The following is a 20,827-nucleotide window of genomic DNA, read 5'->3' as shown; positions in this document are numbered from 1 at the left end:
ATACCATCTTTCACGGTTGTCATCAGGGGTCACGACCCACTCAGCCTTCATCTTACAACTGATTTAGGATTGCTATATATCTGCGGTCGATCGTGCCGGAGAGCTTAAGCAATCTCCTCACTCGCTTTAGAGCATGATTAACGACGACTGGCGATCGCTTGAAACATCACATCCCAAAACACGCCGTTTTGCACGAATAATCCAAACCGCACCAATAGCGGGGCTTTAGGATTAATACTCAATTTCTCGAAAGCAACGGGCACGATCGTCAGGGCGATAAAGGCAGCTAAAATAAACGTCGGTTTAGAACTCTGAGCACGAATCACCCCACTAAAGTAGACTCCTACCAGCACCCCTAAATACATCAGCAGTTGATCTGCTGGCGATAGCTGCCCTTCTTCACGCTGAGTAAACGCTGTCCAAAGAGACAAGAAGATATCTCCACGAGGTTTAACGCTGACTTCGCTAGAAGACATCCATTGCTGGATAAAGTTGCTTCTGGTTTCAGTGACTTCCTGGCGATCGAGCTTCTTAGCTTTGATTGCACGTCGATTGAGATCGAAGTATTTCAGTAGTTTCATCTGCATCCCCTGATGTGTGCCGAGTGTTTATACCAACGACTCTTTCAACTAGGAAGCAATGTTGATGCAAAAGTTTCCTCAACCAACGCCAAACCCACCAATTTGATTCGCTCTTTACGAATGTGAATATCTTACCGATGTATCTAATTTGACAGACAGATAACATACAAAAAATCCCCCACCATAATGGCAGGGGATTTTGTTTTTAGTTACCTACAGCGTCGGTCAGAATTAACCAAACTTACCTGCCGTAGCCGCAATCACGAAGGCTGCGTAAGTGAGGACATAGCCAGCCGTAAAGTGAGCTAGACCCACCAAGCGAGCTTGAACAATGGAGAGAGCAACTGGCTTATCCTTCCAGCGAATCAGATTCGCGAGAGGAGTGCGCTCGTGTGCCCAAACCAGGGTTTCGATTAGCTCTTGCCAATAGCCTCTCCAGGAGATCAAGAACATGAATCCGGTTGCCCAGACCAAGTGACCCAGGAGGAACATCCAAGACCAGACAGCCAGGTTGTTCATTCCGTATGGGTTGTAGCCATTGATCAACGGAGCGGAATACTGCCACAGGTAGTCACGCAGCCAACCCATTAGATAGGTTGAGCTTTCGTTAAACTGAGCGACGTTACCCGACCAGATTGCCAGATGCTTCCAGTGCCAGTAGAAGGTGACCCAACCAATGGTGTTCAGCATCCAGAACATTGCCAGGTAGAAGGCATCCCAGGCAGAGATATCGCAGGTGCCGCCCCGACCCGGCCCATCGCAAGGGAAGCTGTAGCCAAAGTCTTTCTTGTCAGGCATCAGCTTAGAGCCGCGTGCATCCAACGCACCCTTGACCAAGACCAAGGTGGTGGTGTGCAGACCCAGCGCGATCGCATGGTGAACCAAGAAGTCGCCAGGACCAATGGTGAGGAACAGGGAATTTGTGCCACTGTTAATCGCTTCGAGCCAGCCAGGAAGCCAAACGTTCCCAAAGTTAGGCCAAGCGGTCGAGGCGATGCTGTTGGGGTCTGAAAGCAGAGTACTCAGTCCATACAGCGCCTTGCCGTGAGAAGCCTGAATAAACTGTGCAAACACAGGCTCAATCAGAATCTGCTTTTCGGGCGTTCCGAAAGCGACCACCACGTCGTTATGAACATACAAACCGAGGGTGTGGAAGCCCAGGAACAGCGACACCCAGCTTAAGTGCGAGATGATCGCTTCTTTGTGCTGGAGAACGCGATCGAGCACGTTGCCTTTATTGAGGTCAGGATCATAGTCCCGAACCCAGAAGATCGCGCCGTGAGCAAACGCACCGACCATCAAGAATCCAGCAATATACTGGTGATGGGTGTAGAGCGCTGCCTGAGTGGTGAAATCCTTCGCCATAAAAGCGTAAGGAGGCATCGCATACATGTGTTGAGCGACGAGCGAGGTGATTACTCCCAACGCAGCCAGCGCAAAAGCTAGCTGGAAGTGCAGAGAGTTGTTCATCACGTCGTACAACCCTTGGTGAGGCAGGTTGAACTGACCTTCTGACTTGCCACCGACCAGACCCTTCTTGCTGTCCAGCATGTCTTTGATGCTGTGACCAATGCCGAAGTTAGTCCGATACATGTGACCCGCAATGATAAATAGCACTGCGATCGCCAGATGGTGGTGCGCCATATCCGTTAACCAGAGAGACTCGGTTTGCGGATGGAAGCCACCTAAGAAGGTGAGGATTGCTGTGCCTGAACCTTGAGCCGTTCCGAAGACATGGTTCGCAGTGTCAGGGTTTTCAGCGTAAACGCCCCAGTTCCCGGTGAAGAAGGGAGCCAACCCAGCGGGGTGAGGCAGTGTGGTCAGGAAGTTATCCCAACCGACGTGCTGACCGCGAGATTCAGGAATGGCAACGTGAACGAGGTGACCTGTCCAAGCTAGAGAGCTAACGCCAAACAAACCAGCTAAGTGGTGGTTTAGACGAGACTCAGCATTTTTGAACCAAGCCAAGCTCGGACGGAACTTGGGCTGAAGGTGCAGCCAGCCTGCAAACAGCATAACTGCGGCTAGAACGAGCAAGCCAATAGCACCTGTATAAAGGTCGCCATTGGTTCGCATCCCGATCGTATACCACCAGTGATATAGACCCGAATAAGAGATGTCTACCGGATAGTTTGCGCCACCTTGAGTAAACGCTTCTACCGCAGGCTTACCGAACTGAGGGTCCCAAATCGCGTGAGCAATGGGACGGACATTCAGCGGATCTTGAATCCACTGAGGGAAGTTGCCTTGCCAAGCCACATGGAACTGACTGCCCGATGCCCACAAAAAGATGATTGCCAAGTGACCGAAGTGAGTCGCGAAAAGCCTTTGGTAAAGCTTTTCTTCCGTCATTCCATCGTGGCTTTCAAAGTCATGAGCCGTAGCGATTCCGTACCAAATCCGACGAGTTGTTGGATCTTGGGCAAGGTCTTGGCTAAATTTTGGGAATTTAGTTGCCATAAGTCTTTATGATTCCTCCTGGCTCAACCTAACGACAATGAACGAGCTAGGAAGAATGCCCAGGTTGTGACAATTCCTCCCAAGAGGTAGTGAGCAACGCCCACAGCCCGACCTTGGATAATGCTAAGAGCACGGGGCTGAATGGCAGGTGCGACTTTCAGCTTGTTGTGCGCCCAAACAATCGACTCGATCAATTCTTGCCAGTAGCCGCGACCACTAAACAGGAACATCAAGCTAAACGCCCAGACGAAGTGAGCACCCAAGAACAGCAAGCCATAAGCAGACAGTGCTGAACCGTAGGAGGTGATCACCTGGGAAGCTTGCGCCCACAGGAAGTCACGTAACCAGCCGTTGATCGTGATAGCGCTTTGGGCAAAGTTGCCGCCTGTGATGTGGTCAACGCTGCCGTCAGCATTCACCGTTCCCCAGACATCTGACTGCATTTTCCAACTGAAGTGGAAGATAGCGATCGAGAGGGAGTTATACATCCAGAACAGACCTAGGAAGACGTGATCCCAACCAGATACCTGGCAGGTGCCGCCCCGACCCGGCCCGTCGCAAGGGAAGCGGAAGCCCAAGTTAGCTTTGTCTGGAACCAGACGAGAGCTACGAGCAAACAGCACACCCTTGAGCAGGATGAGAACCGTAACGTGAATGGTGAACGCGTGGATGTGGTGAACCAAGAAGTCTGCCGTACCCAGTGCGATCGGCATCATCGCAACCTTGCCGCCAACGGCGATCGTGCCGCCACCAAATGCATAACTAGCCGGAGCTAAAGCGTTGGGAGCCGTGGAACCCGGAGCCAGCGTGTGCAGGTTCTGAATCCACTGAGCGAAGACAGGCTGAAGTTGGATTGCCGTGTCTGAGAACATATCTTGAGGACGACCCAACGCACGCATGGTGTCGTTGTGGACATATAGACCAAAGCTATGGAAGCCCAAGAAGATACAGACCCAGTTGAGGTGAGAAATGATCGCATCGCGGTGACGAATCACCCGATCGAGCAGGTTGTTCTGGTTCACCACAGGATCGTAGTCCCGCACCATGAAGATGGCTCCGTGAGCGGCTCCACCGACGATGAAGAAACCACCCAACCACATATGGTGAGTAAACAGAGACAGTTGCGTCGCGTAGTCAGTCGCCAAGTAGGGATAGGGAGGCATTGCGTACATGTGCTGAGCCACGATGATGCTCAAGGAGCCAACCATTGCCAGGTTGATCGCCAGTTGAGCGTGCCAAGAAGTGGTCAGAACTTCGTACAAGCCTTTGTGACCTTCCCCAGTGAAGGGCCCTTTGTGAGCTTCCAGCATTTCCTTGATGCTGTGACCAATGCCCCAGTTGGTGCGGTACATGTGTCCCGCGATGATAAACAGCACGGCGATCGCCAAGTGGTGATGCGCGGTGTCAGTCAACCATAAACCGCCTGTGACCGGGTTTAGACCGCCTTTAAAGGTCAGGAAGTCTGCATATTCACCCCAGTTAAGGGTGAAGAAAGGAGTCAGCCCTTTGGCAAAGCTGGGATAGATGTCTGCCATTAGCTGCGAGTTCAAGATGAACTCGTGAGGCAGAGGAATCTTATCCGCAGGAACGCCGCGATCGAGTAGCTCGTTAATGGGTAGAGATACGTGGATCTGGTGTCCAGCCCAGCCCAAGGAGCCTAGCCCAAATAGACCAGACAAGTGGTGGTTCAGCATCGACTCCACGTTCTGGAACCATTCCAGTTTGGGAGCGCGCTTGTGATAGTGGAACCAGCCAGCAAAGAGCATTAAGCCAGCCATGACTAGACCGCCGATCGCGGTGCAGTAAAGCTGAAATTCATTTGTGATCCCGGCAGCGCGCCACAGTTGGAAGAACCCAGAAGTGATCTGAATTCCGTGGAAGCCGCCACCGACATCTGCATTGAGGATTTCTTGACCGAAGATTGGCCACACCACTTGAGCACTAGGCTTGATGTGAATCGGATCTGCGAGCCAAGATGAATAGTTTGAAAACCGAGCGCCATGAAAATACATACCACTCAGCCAAATGAACACGACTGCCAAATGACCGAAGTGAGCACTAAAGATTTTCCGAGATACGTCTTCTAAATCGCTGGTGTGGCTGTCGAAATCGTGAGCGTTGGCGTGAAGGTTCCAAATCCAGGTGGTGGTTTTTGGTCCTTTAGACAGGGTGCGATCGAAGTGACCTGGCTGTGCCCACTTCTCAAAAGAAGTAGCGACCGGATCTTTATCTACGACAACCCGTGCCTTTGCCTCGCGCTCTGGTGGGCTAATTGTCATTGAGACTCTCCTCTCTTTAGACAAGGAACGAGGAATCCTCTAAAATCAGGCTCCATCTAGCCTCAAATCGTTTGCGACTTAGTAATCGCACGGTGACCTGCACTAGATAACTAGGTTCATGAGTCCAAAAGCCGAGGCTTTTTAACGATGAGTGCAGCGTGAGCGATCGATTTGAGCGGTAGAGGGTTGCTCACAACTAGGTCAGATATCTGCAATTGTTGTGAACATAGCCTTCGTGGGTTCTCATCGAGTCATTATAGGTCTTAGATGAAAGCGTTTTTAACGGGAATTTACAATAATTCAAATTCGGTACAGAGTTGACGATGACTGGGTTCTGACTTTTGACAAAGTTTAAAAAGTCAAGCATCTGTTGATTAAGTTTACATACCTCAACGATTGAGAAAAAACATCAAATCTATAGAAGAGGGTCGATATTTTACTTAACTTATTGTTAATATATCTTCGCGAAAAGGATGAGTGATGGGCGCTCTAAGCATTTATATAAGGAATTTAGCGGAGAGGATTCGATGTTTTCCGCTATAGTTCCGTATGGATGGCTCAATGAGGCAGTGTTTTGAACTGGGGATCACTCGTTTCTATCGGACGATCGCTGCCAAGACTTCCTGCTGTCGCTCATGTCTGACCGCTTGTTATTAGGAGTGTGCCTGGTGTTTGGGATCAATCTCTGGCGTAGTGTTGCAAGAACGTTACTCATATCTGGACTACTGGTTTGCTGTCTAAATCTGTGGGGGTGTGGCGGCAGTTCGCATGCAGTCCCTAAGGGCCGTTCAGCCTCTCAGCCATCTGCTAAGGCGGCCCCGGTCAAGCTGGCTGGCAAGATTTCGGAGGTTTCACCGCCAGAGGTGATTCAAGAGTTGCGGGCAGTGCTTGAAAAGTATCAGCCGCAGGTGACGATCGTGTCTCCTCGTCTCAATGAGGTCTTGCAAGAGGACACGGTATCTGTCCGCCTCCAAATCAAGGACTTTCCTCTATTTAAGGATGAAAAACTGGAGTTGGGGCCACACCTGCACCTCTTTTTAGATAACCAGCCTTATCAAGCGGTCTATGACGTGAGTCAGCCAATCGTGCTTAAAGATTTAGCACCCGGAACTCATACCCTTCGAGCTTTTGCGAGTCGCCCCTGGCATGAGAGCTTTAAGAATGAGGGTTCTTTTGCCCAAACAACCTTTCATATCTTCACCAAGACTCCAGATAACAATCCCAGCCCAGACCAACCTTTACTGACCTACAGCCGTCCGCAGGGTGTGTATGGCGCAGAACCAATTATGCTGGACTTTTTCTTGACAAATGCGCCGTTGCATCTCGTGGCTCAAGAAGACGATCAAGACGACGTGGCGGATTGGCGGATTAAAGTGACGGTCAACGGCTCAGAGTTTGTGCTCGATCGCTGGCAGCCTCTTTATCTCAAAGGCTTCAACCTAGGTAAAAACTGGGTGCAATTGGAGTATATCGACGAGCAGGGCAATCCGATTCAAAATGTCTATAACAACGTGGCTCGGAGCTTCACCTACACTCCAAATGGGAAAGACACCCTTTCTAAGCTAGTTCGCGATGAGCTTTCGTTTTCTCAAGTTCGCAGCATTGTTGATCCTAACTACAAAGCTGAGACTCCAGAACCCAGCCCTGAGCCTGTGCCGACTCCGATCGTGCCTCTTCCAGCCCCGGCTCCAGTGGTAAAGCCGTCTCCTGAAGTTAAAGAGTCGCCGATCGTTGAACCTACTCCCAAAATTGAGCCGTCAGAACCTCTTAAATCTGAGGAACCTAAACCTGTTGAAGAACCCAAAGGTGGATTCTTCAATCGTTTCCGTCGTCCGGCTGAAACTGCGAAACCATCTCCTAGCGCTACTCCTGAACCAATTCCGAGTGCCTCGCCCGAACCGACTCCGAGTGTAGCACCCGCTCCGACCGAGCCGATCGAAGAACCTGCACCCAAATTGGAAGAAGATAAACCTGCTGAAATCAAGGAGACTCCGAAGAAAGGATTCTTTGATCGCTTCCGTCGGACTGAAAGCCCAAAACCCGCTCCCGTCGTCATTCCCGAACCAACTCTGAGTGTGCCGCCTGAGATTGTACCGATCGAGAAACCTGCACCAGAAATCCCAGAAACAAAGGTTCCTGAAGTTCCGGTTCCGCAGAAGACAGAAGCACCAAAGAGCCGCTTTTACGATCGCTTCCGTCGCCCTGCTCAGACACCAAAGCCCTCACCCAGTATTGCTCCAGCACCTTTGGACAACATTGAGGAACCCACCCCTAAGCCAGCAGAAACGAAACCATCCGAATCTCCCAACCCTGAATTAAAGACAGAACTAGAGCGTCGATTAGGCATCCCGCTGACTTCACCGGGCAAATCAACCTCAGAAGTCAAACCTGCTGAGTCAAAACAGTCTGAACCATCAGAGGTTCTTGAAGTTAAACCAGTTGAACCGAAGCCTCAGCCGATTCAACCAAGACAGCCCAATCAGTTTCGTCGCCCGACTTCTAGCCCGATCGAGTCTCCCAAAGGTTGAAACAGAAAGTCTTTAGCTGGCAAAAAGTTCATGGTTCGCGTTCGTGCCCCCGAATTGCCTCAAAATAACGTTTGGTTAAACACAACGCGTCCCCTCTCGCTAGCAAGCTTGAAGGGGCGTGTTGTATTGCTAGACTTTTGGACTTATGGCTGCATCAACTGTCTACACGTTTTGCCAGACCTGAAATATCTAGAGCAGAAATATGAAGACAATTTGACGGTGATTGGGGTTCACTCTGCGAAGTTTGATCACGAAAAAGATACTGAAAATATTCGTCAAGCGGCTCTTCGCTATGACATTCAGCACCCTATTTTGGTAGACCGGGACTTTGAGGTTTGGCAGCAATATACCGTTCGCGCCTATCCAACTTTTGCAGTGATCGATCCTAGAGGCTATATCGTCGGCTTTGTCTCAGGTGAAGGTAAGCGTAAGTTTCTAGACGAGCTAATCGAAAAAATAATTCACGAGCATCAAAATCAAGAAGTCATCAACCTGCGAGACTTGGTTCTTGAACAACCCCGATCGAACACTCCTTTACGGTTTCCCGGCAACGTTTTGGCAGATCAGGAGCGCGATCGCTTATTTGTTGCCGATACTAGACATCACCGAATTTTAATCACGACTCTAAACGGCGAAGTTCTTGAGATCGTTGGCACAGGTCAGCCAGGGTTGACCGATGGCAAATTCTCAGAAGTTCAATTTTTTGCACCTCAAGGCATGACGCTTGATCGCACCACCCAAATTCTCTATATTGCCGATACTGACAATCATCTATTGCGACGAGTCGATCTGCACCAAAAAGCGGTCAGCACGATCGCTGGCACAGGAGAGCAGAGCCACACTATTTATCCTCATGGGGGAAAAGCGCTAGAAATATCCCTGAATTCTCCCTGGGATCTAGAACTGGTAGAGAATTGTCTTTTTGTGGCGATGGCAGGGTCGCATCAGATCTGGAGAATGGAGCTAGAGAATAGCACGATCGCGACCTATATCGGGAATGGAGCAGAAGGCTGTGTTGATGGGCTAACCACTCAAGCCGCCTTTGCCCAACCGAGCGGGATCACGATCGATCAAAAAAACCTGTTTGTAGCCGATAGTGAAACCAGTTCAATTCGCGCCATCAGCTTAGGAGAAATGCCCGAAGTGTCTACAATTTGCGGCAGCGGATTTCTCTATGGCTTTGGCGATATCGATGGCATCGGTGAAGCGGTGCGGCTCCAGCATTGTTTAGGAATCGAATTCACAAACAGCCTGCTGTGGATTGCAGATACCTACAATCACAAAATCAAAACAGTCACCCTAGATGGGATTTGCACCACAATTTTAGGAACCGGAAAGGCAGGACATCAAGACGGTGAGGGGCTAAATAGCCAGTTTTTCGAGCCATCAGGACTCAGCGCTACCCAAACTCATCTTTATATTGCAGACACAAATAATCATGCGATTCGACGAGTAGATCTAAAAACGTTGAGTGTGACAACGCTCAAATTTCCCAATTTATGCGCCCCGGATGTGTGCTTTCCAACATCTACCAAGATTTAAAGCATCGATAGGGACGCTCTGTCGAACGTCCCTATCAATGTTGAGCAAAAATCTGAAGCTATTCAGCGTGTTGGCGATACCAGGCGATCGTGGTTCTCAGTCCCTCTTCAAACCCAACTTGTGACACAAACCCAAAGGCTGCTTTTGCCCGATCGGTGTCTAAACAACGTCGGGGTTGACCATTGGGCTGATCGGTTTGCCAGACAATCTCGCCCTTAAACTCCATCAAGTCACAAATCAGCGTAATCAAATCCCGAATCGAGATTTCTTTCCCCGTTCCTAAATTAACTGGATCAGGATCGCTGTAAGTCTGAGTCGCCATCACAATGCCTCTCGCAGCATCTTCTGAGTAGAGAAACTCACGAGTCGGGCTGCCATCACCCCACACAGGTAGCTGACGATCGCCGCGCTGCTGTGCCTCATAAACCTTGCGAATCAGCGCCGGAATCACATGAGAACTGCGCGGATCAAAGTTATCTTCAGGGCCATAAAGATTGACAGGCAGCAGATAAATACCATCAAAACCATACTGTTGGCGATAAGCCTGAAGCTGCACCAGCAATGCTTTTTTGGCAATTCCATAAGGGGCGTTTGTCTCTTCGGGGTAGCCATTCCAAAGGTCGTCTTCCTTAAAGGGAACCGGGGTGAACTTTGGATAGGCGCAGATAGTCCCTAAACAAACAAACTTCTGCACGCCTGCCTGATAAGCAGCATGAATCAGTTGAGTCCCCATCATTAAGTTGTCATAAAACAACTCGGCAGGTTTTTCGCGATTCAGACCAATGCCCCCAACGTGAGCCGCCAAGTGAATCACGATGTCTTGCTGGTTGACTGCTCGCTGGCAGTTTTCCATCGTCTTTAAATCGCAATCGCGCGATCGCGGCACCGTAATCTTCTGGAGGTCAGCCCCTGCCTGAGACAGTTGACTAACGACCTGACGACCTAAAAAGCCCGCCCCGCCAGTCACTAAAATTCGCTTATTTCTGAGGTCCAACGTGGTTGAGGTCATGGTCTGAATTTAGTATTGTGTGGGGTTTATTGAGAGCTGTCCAACCTCAAAACGACACACTACTCGCGAGATTTTCACGAATGGTTGCCAAATCTTGAATGGCAGGTTTGTGATTGCCAGAATGAATGCCTAAAGCGCCTAAATCGCCTTCGACCATCAGGCGAACGAGTTGCTCAAAGGTAACTGAGGGTTCCCAGCCCAACTTTTGTTTGGCTTTAGTCGGATCGCCAATCAGCAGATCCACCTCAGCAGGGCGCAAATAGCGCTCATCAAACTCAACATAGTCTTGCCAGTCAAGATTGACATAGCCAAATGACAGATCTAAAAATTCTTTAATCTCATGGGTTTCGCCTGTAGCTACCACATAATCATCCGGCTGATCTTGTTGCAGCATGAGCCACATTGCTCGCACATAATCTTTGGCATAGCCCCAATCGCGCTTAGAATCTAAATTGCCCAAAAAGAGCTTCTTCTGTTTTCCAGCAACGATGCGAGCAACTGCCCGTGTGATTTTGCGAGTCACAAACGTCTCTCCCCGTCGAGGTGACTCATGATTAAACAAGATGCCGTTACAGGCGAATAGGTCATAAGATTCGCGATAGTTCACGGTTTGCCAGTGAGCATAGACTTTGGCGCAAGCATAAGGGCTACGCGGATAGAACGGGGTTGTTTCTACCTGGGGAACTTGTTGCACTTTCCCAAACATCTCGGATGAGCCTGCTTGATAAAAGCGGACTTCAATTCCGGTGCGCTGCTGATAGTCGCGAATTGCCTCTAGCAGGCGTAAAGTTCCCATCCCAACTGAGTCAGCCGTATATTCAGGAGAGTCAAAGCTAACGCGAACGTGAGATTGAGCGCCTAAGTTATAGATCTCAACAGGCTTAACGTCTTCTAAAATTCGCCGTAGAGTTGTGCCGTCTGTGAGATCGCCATAGTGAAGGAATAACTGTGCTCCTTCGGCGTGCGGATCTTCGTAGATGTGATCGATGCGATCGGTGTTGAAAGTCGAAGTGCGGCGGATGATTCCATGAACCTCATAGCCCTGCTCTAAAAGCAACTCACTCAAATAAGAGCCGTCTTGACCTGTGATACCCGTTAACAGTGCTCGCTTACGCTGCGTCATTCCTCAATTTCCTTGTTGAAACTATAGTGAAAAAGCTGGGCAGATATCATGCTTGACATGCTCCCGCTCAATGTAACCTTGATCGATTCTCAAACTTCACCCTTAGTAATCCCACTGATAGAAGGTCAAACAACATCTAACCTACCGCAAAGAATTCGCCTCAGTGTAAAGGAGCTGTCCATTTTTTAAGAAGCTCTGCTGAAGTCTGAATCGTACGACCTGATTTTAGGTAGCTCCCCGTTCTTGATCAACGGGATAACTGGGCTACACATTGCTAGAAAATACGTTCCTCTCAGTGGGCGATCCGGAAGCAGCGTAAAGATTGGTATTTAAAAACCACAAAATAACCCCTCAAGTGTTGCAAAGCGCGACATTGAGGGGTCAAATTTGTTTTAAGCATCAAACTTTAGTAAGCACCGTTATTTTTGGGAAAAACGACCACGCCGATCGTTTTGACCACAATCCACAAGTCCATCCAAAAATTTCTAGAGTTTGCATAATAAAGATCCATCCGAACTCGCTGTGGGTAGGGGATGTCATTGCGCCCAGACACCTGCCATAACCCTGTAATGCCAGGTCGGATTGTTAAGACTCTATCAATGTGAACACCATATCTAGGTAGCTCCTCTACAACTAGAGGGCGAGGACCCACCACACTCATGTCTCCCATCAAAACGTTCCAAAACTGGGGAAACTCATCGAGGCTGGTCACTCTCAAAACACGACCAATCCACGTAATGCGAGGATCATATTTGAGCTTAAAGTTGTCCTCAAATTCTTGTCTCAACTGAGGAGAAGTCTCGATCATATCCATCAACAGTTCGTCAGCGTTGACGACCATCGTCCTAAATTTAATGCAACCAAAGCGTTTGTAATTCTTACCGACCCGTTCCTGCACATAAAAAATAGGCCCTGATGAACTGAGAGCAATCAGTAACCCAAGGAGCAGATAAACCGGAGAGAAGAGAATTAAAACTGCGAACGAGAACACAATGTCGAACAGTCGCTTAGAGAGTTTCCTATCTAGTGCATCGAGGATAACTGATCTTATCCCCCGTTTTACGAATGCTCGAATCAGCTTACCGGAGATGAGTTGGCTTTCGGCAGTCATCTTACTCCTTTACAATTCCACACCACACACAGTCCTGATCATAAAGCCATAGACTGCTTATGCGACGTTTTTGCTCCCAAGTAAATGAGCAATTTTTCCTAGATTGACTTATGAATCGTAAAAAATGATTAAGAATTTTTGGTCTGGAATTCTTGATAGGCGTGTTCAAGAAACGCTAAATAGCGCTGTTGAAAGACTTTGGGGTGAAAAGAGAGTGCATGAGTACGCAAGATTTCAGGCTCGATTTTTTTTTGATGTTGCTCAAAAATTTTCACCGCTTCGACGATCGCCACCTCAGTTTGCTGCGGAAACAAAATTCCGGTGCCTTGATTTTGATGGTGACGCAAATCTCGCACCGTTTCTAACGTGCCCCCGGCTCCATAGGCGATCACAGGAGTTCCGCAAGCTTGCGCCTCAACAGGGGCGATGCCAAAATCTTCGTAGGCAGCATAAACAAAAGCTTTTGCTTGGGCCATATATTGCTCAACAACGGCATCGGGTTGCCATCCCAAAATCTGCACATTGGATTTCGCTAGTTGCTGAAGCTGCGACAATTCTGAGCCGCTACCAATCACGATTAGGGGTAGCCCCAGTTGATTAAAAGCCCGCACGATCAGCGCAATTTTTTTGTAACTAACCAACCGAGACACCGTGACGTAAAAGTCTTGCTTTTGGGCTTGAAAGGGAAAGCGATCGACCTCCACTGGCGGATAGATCACCTCGGCAGGCCGACGATAATATCGCCAAATTCGGCGGGCTGTGTTTTTAGAGTTTGCGATAAAATAATCGACTCGGTTAGCCGACAGCACATCCCACTGGCGCAACTGGTGTAATAAATAGCGAGTTAAAACTCCGGGCACTCCTCGACCCAGACGGCTGCTATTGAGATAGTCAAACGTGAGATCCCACACATAGCGCATCGGAGCGTGACAATAGCAGACGTGCAATTGCTGAGGTGTGGTGAGGACCCCTTTCGCGACCGCATGAGACGAGGACAAAATTACGTCATAGTGTCGCAGGTCAAGCTGCTCGATCGCCAGTGGTAAAAAAGGCAAATATTTTTGCACTCCGCTTTGAGCAAAGGGAAAGTGTTGAAGAAAAGTGGTGCCAATCTTGCGCTGGTAGAGATAGCTGTCGGGATTCACCGACTCAAAATCAATCAGCGCATAGAGGTCAGCATCGATATGCTTGAGAATTTCTCGCACTACTAGCTCTGACCCGCCTGTGGCTTTGGGCGTTAACCATTCGTGAACGAGGGCATAATTGAGTGTCACAGGAAGTTAAGAGCGTGGATTAAATACTGTCGGTTACTGGCAAGGTCAATGGGCACGGCAGTGCCATGCCCGTATGTAGATTCGCGATTTGATTCAACGTCGGTTCGACAGAAGCGGTTCGCTCCGGTTGTGAATTCGGGAAGTCCCCTAAATTCCCCAAATTGGGGAACCTCAAGCCAAAATTTTCGGTTCAAAGTCCCCCAGAATGGGGGATTTAGGGAGCAGAAGCCGCTCTTGACGAAGCAAAAACTCGTCGAACTGACGTTAATTCATAGTTCTTAGGAGGCGCGATCGAGCTTAGGCCCTGAATCATATCAAAATTACTGATAAAGAAAAGCCAGCCTCGTGAGAAGCTGGCTCAAAATCAACCTGTTGTTTTGCATTGGAGAAAACCGAGCTGCGCGTTCCCAAACATGCAGCGGGGTCTGTAGGGTCATTAAGCCCTATTCGCCCAACATTGTAACAACATACACAAACCTTTTGTCACGAAACTTCATGGCTTCCTGACATATCTATTTCTAACGACAGATGAGAGCTTGAACAATCAAGGTGCTTACTTGACGAAATCTGGTGCAGATTGAGCGATATATCGGCTAGCACATTGAGGTTGTCCCCAAATAACTCGCTCTTGCTTATAAATGGCAATGCCGGGTTTAGCCCCTTTAGGCTTATAAACGTGACGAGGCTCTGTGTAAATTACGGGAACCTGTTCGCTCTGTCGCGCTCGACTGTAGTAAGCGGCAATGTCAGCCACAAATTGCAAATCAGCTTCGTCGGCAACCGCCCCCGGCTCTAAGCGCAGCAAGACGTGACTACCTGGAATCTCTTGAGTGTGAAACCAGAGATCATAATCATTGGCTTGGCGAAATGTTAAGCGATCGTTCTGTCGATTGTTGCGCCCGACCAATAGCTCAAATCCGCTCGGTGTTTTGAACTGGTAGGGATGACTCGCAGCGTCATCTTTGCTAGATTCTTTGCGATAATCTGAACCCTCCATATAGTTCTGCTGGATCAGTTCTTCGCGGATTTCTTCGAGCGCTTCTAAATCTTCTGAAATTTGATAATCGTTAAATTGCTCGATCGCGGCCTCAACCTGTTCTAAATAGTCAATCTCATCCTGCACGGCATTTAGTAACGGCTCAGTCGCGGCACGGGTGCGCTTTAATTTTTGGTGACGCTTATAAAGCGCTTGTGCGTTTTGAACGGCGTTCTTTTCTGGATTTAGAGGAATTGTCACTGGCTGCTCGGTTTCAAAATCAGCCAGGTCGATCGTCTTCATGCCGGGTTTCCACTGGTGCAGGTTTGCCATCAGCAAATCGGCTTGTTGCTTGGATTGGTCAGCTCGATCGGACTGGTCTAATCGACTTGAAAACGTGTTTGCTTTAACGCGGAGCTTGCTTAACAGGGTGTCTATCTTTTGGCGAATTTGATGACGCAGTTGGCTAAATTCTTGACGATTTAGGCGGTCGGTATAGTAGCGATCGACCACTTCTTCAACTGTAGCGGTGGGCTGAGTCATGCTCCAACCCATCACGGTATAGCCGTCTGCCGTCCAACCGGGTTTAAAGTGACCATCTTCTAGCGTCTTGAGCCAGGTTTGCCAGCAGCTAAAGAGACGCTGCCAGTCTGATTCTGTCAAGGTTTCGGTGAGGCAGTCAGGATCGAGTTTGGCAGCATCTAGCATCGACAGCAGCAACGCGGAACTGAGTCCTCGATAGCTTTTAATCAGGTTTCGACGCAGGGCACCGGGGATCAGACTCACCCGCGATCGCCACGTCTCTTGAGTCTCACTCAAAGTTGGAGCGGGATCGGTAAGCGCAGGCGGCAACTCATAAGGCTGTCCAGTTTGAATCGGACGGACACTCGACTGATTAGAACTGACTTGATGAGCCGCCGTGACAATGAGATTGTCTCGATTTGCCAAAATCACGTTGCTATATTTGCCCATAATCTCAACATAGAGATGCCACAGGGCAGGGTCTCCAGGGCGGCGAGAAAACTGCAAATCAATGGCTCGTTCCCACGGTGAAACTGGCTCGATCGCGACCAGCGCCAACCCGCCCAACTGATGAATCAACTGTTGACTAAAGGTAAAAGTATCGGGCGCACGAGGTGGCGGATTGCTGATGCTCAATCGAGCGGCTTGCGGATGCCAGGAAACCGTCAGCCAGCTTCGTTTATCCAACGTGCGAAGTGCTAGACAGATTGTAAAGCGATCGCGCTGATAAACCTGTTCGAGCCGAGCCGGGAGCCAGGTCGTGCGAAGTTCACCGCAGAGTGCTGCGAGGGTTGTAAAGTCAACAGGTTGCAAGGAGTTTTTTAGTAAAGAATCAGAACCAATTAGTCAAAGCGTAAACGTTGAGAAAGGCGAATTTCCTCCGTTTTAAGTTAGGTTTCCCCTTGTTGCAAAAATTTTTTATAGATACGATGAAAAACAATCCCTCTATTTATTGCCTACTTGATGAGGCAGTTTTCTATGACGGACATTAAACTGATCAACATCGGGTTTGGTAATATTGTGTCCGCTGGTCGAGTTGTGGCGATCGTCAGCCCAGAATCTGCCCCCATTAAGCGTATCATTACCGACGCAAGAGACGAGAAGAAACTAATTGATGCCACTTATGGTAGACGTACCCGCGCGGTGATCATCGCCGACTCTGGGCACGTGATTCTCTCAGCGATTCAGCCAGAGACTGTTGCCAATCGGTTTATTCTCAGCAAAGATTCCCACGACGATGGATAGACGTTAAAAGATAAAACTTTCCTTCACGTTCGTCCTTTCCCCCTCACCCTTACTGATTGCAAGCTATACTCACTTAATCAGCAACATTGGGAACACTTAGCGCTAATCAGTTTGAGGCACACCATGGGCAAGGGCAGATTGATTGTATTGACAGGGCCCAGCGGGGTCGGAAAAGGAACCTTGCTACGATCGCTCCTTCAGCGACACCCTGACCTCTACGTATCGGTTTCAGTGACGACCCGTGCCCCTCGTGCTGGCGAAGTGGATGGGCAAAACTATTATTTTGTGACCCGTCCTCAGTTTGAACGAATGGTGGCTCAAGGCGAACTGCTTGAATGGGCAGAGTTTGCAGGCAATTGCTATGGCACACCGCGCAAAGCTGTTGAAGAAAAAATCCAGCAGGGCAAGTGGGTGATTTTAGAGATTGAGCTAGATGGAGCGCGACAAATCCGTAAAACGTTCCCTAGTGCTTTGCGAATGTTTATTCTTCCCCCTTCGCTAAGTGAGCTAGAAAATCGCATTCGAGGACGGGCACAAGACTCAGAAGACGCGATCACTCGTCGATTGACCCATGCGCGAGAAGAAGTCAGTGCCGCAGATGAGTTTGATATCCAAATCGTCAACGATAACTTTGAGGAAGCTCTAGGTAAAATCGAAGTCGCTCTGTTTAAACCCGCAGCCGCTATCTGTTAGAAATTCTAAGTTGATCTGCGTCAAGCAAACCGTCAATTAAGTTACACAAAGACTGAGGATCTATAGATTCTCGGTCTTTTTTGATGTGCTGATTAACGGCAATCTAGAATAGCGTGGACTTGAGACAAAAGCTCGTCGAACTCGATCGGCTTTCTTAAAAAGCCATCAACCTGGAAATCTTTAGAGAGAGTAAGCTGATCGTGACCCGTCACCATCACGATCGAGATAAACGGCAAATCAAGGTTTTCTCGAATCTGCTGCACAACTTCGTAGCCATTCATTCCTGGCATCATCACATCTAACAACACTAATTTAGGTGGAGATAGCTCAATTTTGGCGAGGGCAGCAGAGCCACTGTTGGCAACTTCAACTTGATAGCCTTCATCCTCTAAAAGCACTTGCAGTAAGAAAGAATTATCGGCAACATCATCAACCACAAGAATGTGGTCGGGTGTCGATGTGGCAGAGAGCAAGCTATTCATTTGTATACCAGACTTCATCACGCGCGGTGTTGTGTATCAATGATTTCAAACTCGCTACACATTCGCCTCGCACCAAAGATGGATTACGCCCGGTGATTTAGCTGAATTGTTCACAGAGAACGATCGTGTAAATCAAAACGATATGACTTTTCTTGAGCATCCTCACAAGTTTCTCAAATTGTTTCTCTATATTTGTTATTAGAGATAAAGTTCTTCGCTGATGGGGCATAGAAGCCTTATGTTTCACAAAATTTTGGTTGCGCTAGATGACTCTGATAGCAGTCAGCAAGTATTTGCCGAAGCTGTCGCCCTCGCAAAAGCAACAAACGCTTCGTTGATGCTGCTCCGGGTTCTATCGCCGTTTGAGGGAGACTATCCAGGTTCCGTCTATCCTGCGATCGACGGCATCTATCCAGGGTTGCATCACGAAACCGTGCAAATCTATATGAATCAGTGGCATCGGTTTGAGCAAGAAGCTTTGGAGGCACTACGATCACTGAGTTGCAAAGCGATCGAGGCAGGTGTGCCAGCAGAATTTACCCAAAATCTTGGCGATCCAGGTCGCATAATCTGCGAGATTGCTCACACCTGGAATGCAGACCTGATTATGGTAGGTCGTCGGGGTCGCGCTGGGCTGAGTGAGTTCTTTTTGGGCAGTGTCAGCAATTATGTGCTGCACCATGCACCTTGCTCAGTGTTGACCATTCAGGGATTGACCCAAGCAACTCGATCAGATAAGCCACTGCAACCTGATGTTGCGATCGCCCGTTAGGGCGTGGGTTAAAACTTCTGATCGCTTCGTTGCCGAGCGCTTTTCCCCCCTAAATCCTCCATTCTGGGGGACTTCCGACCCTTTCAAAGTCCTCCAGAATGGGGGATTTAGGGGGCTTCCAAGGGTTTAACACACTCCCTAGAACCTATTGTTTATTGATCAACGAGACATTGCCATGCTAAACAGAATCTTAATTGCTCTCGATAATTCTAAAAACCCTCAACCCGTATTTTCAACCGCAATTGCTTGGGCAAAAATAAATGACTCGCGCTTGCTGTTGTTAAACGTTTTGTCGAACCAGAGTGATCACACTCAAAATAATCTAGCAGAATGGGAAAGTTATTGCGTGAGCGATTTAGAAGAACTGCGATCGCTCTCTCACATCGTCAACAAAGTGGGTCTGATGGCTGACATTGCTCAACCTCTCGGTCATACAGGACAGAAAATTTGTGAGCTTGCCAATTCGTGGGGAGCCGATTTGATCATTCTTGGACAACCCGATGTCATGGCTGACCCAGAAAATGTGTTGAACGATGTCGGTCACTATGTTATTCATCATGCTCCTTGTCCAACCCTGGTCGTGCCTCATCAATGCGATCGTGTTTTTGAGTCTGATATTGACGCGATCAACGAACATTATGCAACGCAAAGAACTGCGGCGCTCAGTGCTGTTTGATGACTTTGGGATCGTGAATTAGAAATATTGGTTACTTGCAATGACGATGGGCATGGCAGTGCCATGCCCCTACGTGGGTTGGGGAATTGTGATGTCGATCGCGGTAACGGGTTGACCTAAACTTGCTAAATTGGGCTGGATTGCTTTTTGATTTCCGACTACTAAAGTGACGATCTTGTTGGGTTGAAGATAGGTCTTGGCAACTCGTTGAACATCTGCGATCGAGGTAGCTTCGATGGCTTTGCGATATTGAAAAATAAAGTCTTTGGGGTAGCCAAAATATTCATATCTCAACAGTCGTGAAAGCGTTTGACTGGGATCTTGAAAGTTGAAGATAAACGAATTCAACACAGAGTCTTTTGCAAAGGCTAATTCGCGAGTTTCTACTGGCTGAGTCCGAATTTTTTCTAACTCACTCAACACCGATTTGATAAAGGGCACCGTGGCATCCGATCGCGTCTGTCCTCCAGCAGCAAACACCCCCGGAAAATCAAATTGTGGACTCCAGCTTGCATAAACTGAGTAAGCAAGTCCTTGGCGCGATCGAATCTCGTTAAAGAGCCGTCCTCCAAACCCGCTCAACACCTCATTCATCACCGATAGCGCCGGATAGTCGGGACTGTTCAACTGTCCGCCGAGATGACCCATTTGAATATAACTTTGGGTTAACTGCGGCTGATCGACGAAGAATATTCCGCTTTGTTTCGCCTGTGAAACTTTGGGTAAGTCAGAATTTGATGCCGTTGTCGTAGGATTCCAAGTGCCAAACTTAGACTCGATTTGCGATCGCATCGTCTGGCTATCAAAATCTCCAACAATGCCTAAAAGCAGGTTGCTCGGACGGAAATAATGCTGATAAAAACGAATTAGATCATCACGAGAAATGTTCTCGATCGTGGCATATTCCACAACTCGCGCATAAGGACTTTCGCCGCCATAAATTAGCTTCTGAAACTCTCTCCCCACAATGCCATTCGGGTCATCATTTCGGCGAGCAATGCCGCCCTGAGTTTGCAGCTTTGCCAGATTAAATTTCTCAGGCGCAAACGCAGGTTGCTGAATAACTTCTGCAAATAAACTAAAGACTTCAGATAAATCTTCACTCAGCGCACTAAAGCCTGCACTGCCAGAAGTGGCTCCGATGCCCGTTTCGATCGAGGCTGCCCGTTGCTCTAATCGTTGATTTAACTGATCAGGGGAGTGTTTTTGAGTGCCGCCCGATCGCATGACCGCTCCGGTTAAGCCTGCCAAACCGACTTGATTAGCAGACTCAAAGCGATCGCCCGTCCGAATCAATGCAGTCCCGCTCACTAAAGGCAATTCGTGGTCTTCCATCAAATAAACCACCATGCCATTTTTAAGCTGAAAGCGGCTATAGTTGGGAACCTTGACTTCGGGGGCAGGGGCTAATTTTAAGTCAGTATAGTGTTTAGCGGTCTCTGCTGAAGCCGGAAGTAGGAGCGTCAAAAGCAAGATGACTAGCGGCACCACAATAAACGTAAACACGAGCGTGATAATTCTGGCAATTTGCTGTTTACGATCGTTCGATTTCAT

The 20,827-nt window shown here is 48.7% G+C and carries 16 protein-coding genes; 6 read left to right on the top strand and 10 right to left on the bottom strand.

Features of this window, described 5'->3' with window-relative positions; translation table 11 throughout:
* Window positions 1–137 precede the first annotated feature (137 nt).
* The 3 genes from C7B65_RS03965 to psaA form a co-directional block, all read right to left on the bottom strand.
* On the bottom strand, window positions 138–581 hold the full coding sequence (locus C7B65_RS03965) for a hypothetical protein (protein ID WP_073069588.1): 444 nt from the start codon (window positions 579–581) through the stop codon (window positions 138–140).
* Between the two features lie 231 nt (window positions 582–812).
* Window positions 813–3,041 (bottom strand): photosystem I core protein PsaB, encoded by a 2,229-nt coding sequence (gene psaB / locus C7B65_RS03960; RefSeq protein ID WP_073069587.1) that lies wholly within the window; start codon window positions 3,039–3,041, stop codon window positions 813–815.
* Window positions 3,042–3,064: 23 nt separating this feature from the next.
* Window positions 3,065–5,320 carry a photosystem I core protein PsaA gene (psaA, locus tag C7B65_RS03955; protein ID WP_073069586.1) on the bottom strand — a complete coding sequence of 752 codons (2,256 nt, stop codon included), beginning with the start codon at window positions 5,318–5,320 and terminating at the stop codon, window positions 3,065–3,067.
* A 635-nt stretch (window positions 5,321–5,955) separates the two neighbouring features.
* On the opposite strand from psaA, the gene C7B65_RS03950 reads away from it, so the two are divergent.
* Together C7B65_RS03950 and C7B65_RS03945 are read left to right on the top strand one after the other, a co-directional pair.
* A complete protein-coding gene (locus tag C7B65_RS03950; RefSeq protein ID WP_073069585.1) occupies window positions 5,956–7,848 on the top strand; it encodes a hypothetical protein in 1,893 nt (630 codons plus the stop codon).
* Window positions 7,849–7,878: 30 nt separating this feature from the next.
* Entirely contained in the window at window positions 7,879–9,390 is a 1,512-nt protein-coding gene (locus C7B65_RS03945; RefSeq protein ID WP_073069584.1) for a thioredoxin-like domain-containing protein, read from the top strand.
* A 58-nt stretch (window positions 9,391–9,448) separates the two neighbouring features.
* Here C7B65_RS03945 and C7B65_RS03940 read toward each other — a convergent pair whose 3' ends face one another.
* The 5 genes from C7B65_RS03940 to C7B65_RS03920 form a co-directional block, all read right to left on the bottom strand.
* Window positions 9,449–10,399, bottom strand: coding sequence for a GDP-L-fucose synthase family protein (locus tag C7B65_RS03940; protein ID WP_073069583.1), 951 nt, complete (start codon window positions 10,397–10,399; stop codon window positions 9,449–9,451).
* Between the two features lie 46 nt (window positions 10,400–10,445).
* Window positions 10,446–11,522 carry a GDP-mannose 4,6-dehydratase gene (gene gmd, locus C7B65_RS03935; protein ID WP_073069582.1) on the bottom strand — a complete coding sequence of 359 codons (1,077 nt, stop codon included), beginning with the start codon at window positions 11,520–11,522 and terminating at the stop codon, window positions 10,446–10,448.
* A 406-nt stretch (window positions 11,523–11,928) separates the two neighbouring features.
* Window positions 11,929–12,633: an undecaprenyl-phosphate galactose phosphotransferase family protein gene (locus C7B65_RS03930; protein WP_073069581.1), complete on the bottom strand. Its 705-nt coding sequence runs from the start codon at window positions 12,631–12,633 to the stop codon at window positions 11,929–11,931.
* Window positions 12,634–12,761: 128 nt separating this feature from the next.
* The gene (locus C7B65_RS03925; protein WP_073069580.1) at window positions 12,762–13,907 is read right to left on the bottom strand and encodes a glycosyltransferase; all 1,146 of its coding nucleotides are present in this window, start codon (window positions 13,905–13,907) and stop codon (window positions 12,762–12,764) included.
* A gap of 553 nt (window positions 13,908–14,460) precedes the next feature.
* Window positions 14,461–16,218, bottom strand: a complete 1,758-nt coding sequence (locus tag C7B65_RS03920; RefSeq protein WP_073069579.1) for an Rqc2 family fibronectin-binding protein — start codon at window positions 16,216–16,218, stop codon at window positions 14,461–14,463.
* A gap of 165 nt (window positions 16,219–16,383) precedes the next feature.
* On the opposite strand from C7B65_RS03920, the gene remA reads away from it, so the two are divergent.
* Both remA and gmk read left to right on the top strand, forming a co-directional pair.
* The gene (gene remA, locus C7B65_RS03915; RefSeq protein WP_073069578.1) at window positions 16,384–16,650 is read left to right on the top strand and encodes an extracellular matrix/biofilm regulator RemA; all 267 of its coding nucleotides are present in this window, start codon (window positions 16,384–16,386) and stop codon (window positions 16,648–16,650) included.
* A 123-nt stretch (window positions 16,651–16,773) separates the two neighbouring features.
* Window positions 16,774–17,343 carry a guanylate kinase gene (gene gmk, locus C7B65_RS03910; protein ID WP_073069577.1) on the top strand — a complete coding sequence of 190 codons (570 nt, stop codon included), beginning with the start codon at window positions 16,774–16,776 and terminating at the stop codon, window positions 17,341–17,343.
* A 92-nt stretch (window positions 17,344–17,435) separates the two neighbouring features.
* Here gmk and C7B65_RS03905 read toward each other — a convergent pair whose 3' ends face one another.
* The gene (locus C7B65_RS03905; RefSeq protein ID WP_073069576.1) at window positions 17,436–17,825 is read right to left on the bottom strand and encodes a response regulator; all 390 of its coding nucleotides are present in this window, start codon (window positions 17,823–17,825) and stop codon (window positions 17,436–17,438) included.
* Window positions 17,826–18,063: 238 nt separating this feature from the next.
* Between C7B65_RS03905 and C7B65_RS03900 the strand changes: the two genes are divergently transcribed.
* Together C7B65_RS03900 and C7B65_RS03895 are read left to right on the top strand one after the other, a co-directional pair.
* Entirely contained in the window at window positions 18,064–18,597 is a 534-nt protein-coding gene (locus C7B65_RS03900) for a universal stress protein (RefSeq protein ID WP_073069575.1), read from the top strand.
* Between the two features lie 175 nt (window positions 18,598–18,772).
* Window positions 18,773–19,273, top strand: a complete 501-nt coding sequence (locus C7B65_RS03895) for a universal stress protein (protein WP_143161995.1) — start codon at window positions 18,773–18,775, stop codon at window positions 19,271–19,273.
* Window positions 19,274–19,342: 69 nt separating this feature from the next.
* Here C7B65_RS03895 and C7B65_RS03890 read toward each other — a convergent pair whose 3' ends face one another.
* Window positions 19,343–20,827 carry a M16 family metallopeptidase gene (locus C7B65_RS03890; protein WP_073069573.1) on the bottom strand — a complete coding sequence of 495 codons (1,485 nt, stop codon included), beginning with the start codon at window positions 20,825–20,827 and terminating at the stop codon, window positions 19,343–19,345.

Origin of the sequence: Phormidesmis priestleyi ULC007, assembly GCF_003003695.1 — a bacterium.
Lineage (GTDB): Bacteria > Cyanobacteriota > Cyanobacteriia > Leptolyngbyales > Leptolyngbyaceae > Phormidesmis_A > Phormidesmis_A priestleyi_A.
The sequence above is the reverse complement of the archived record's forward strand: the minus strand, read 5'-3'. Positions and strand labels throughout refer to the sequence as shown.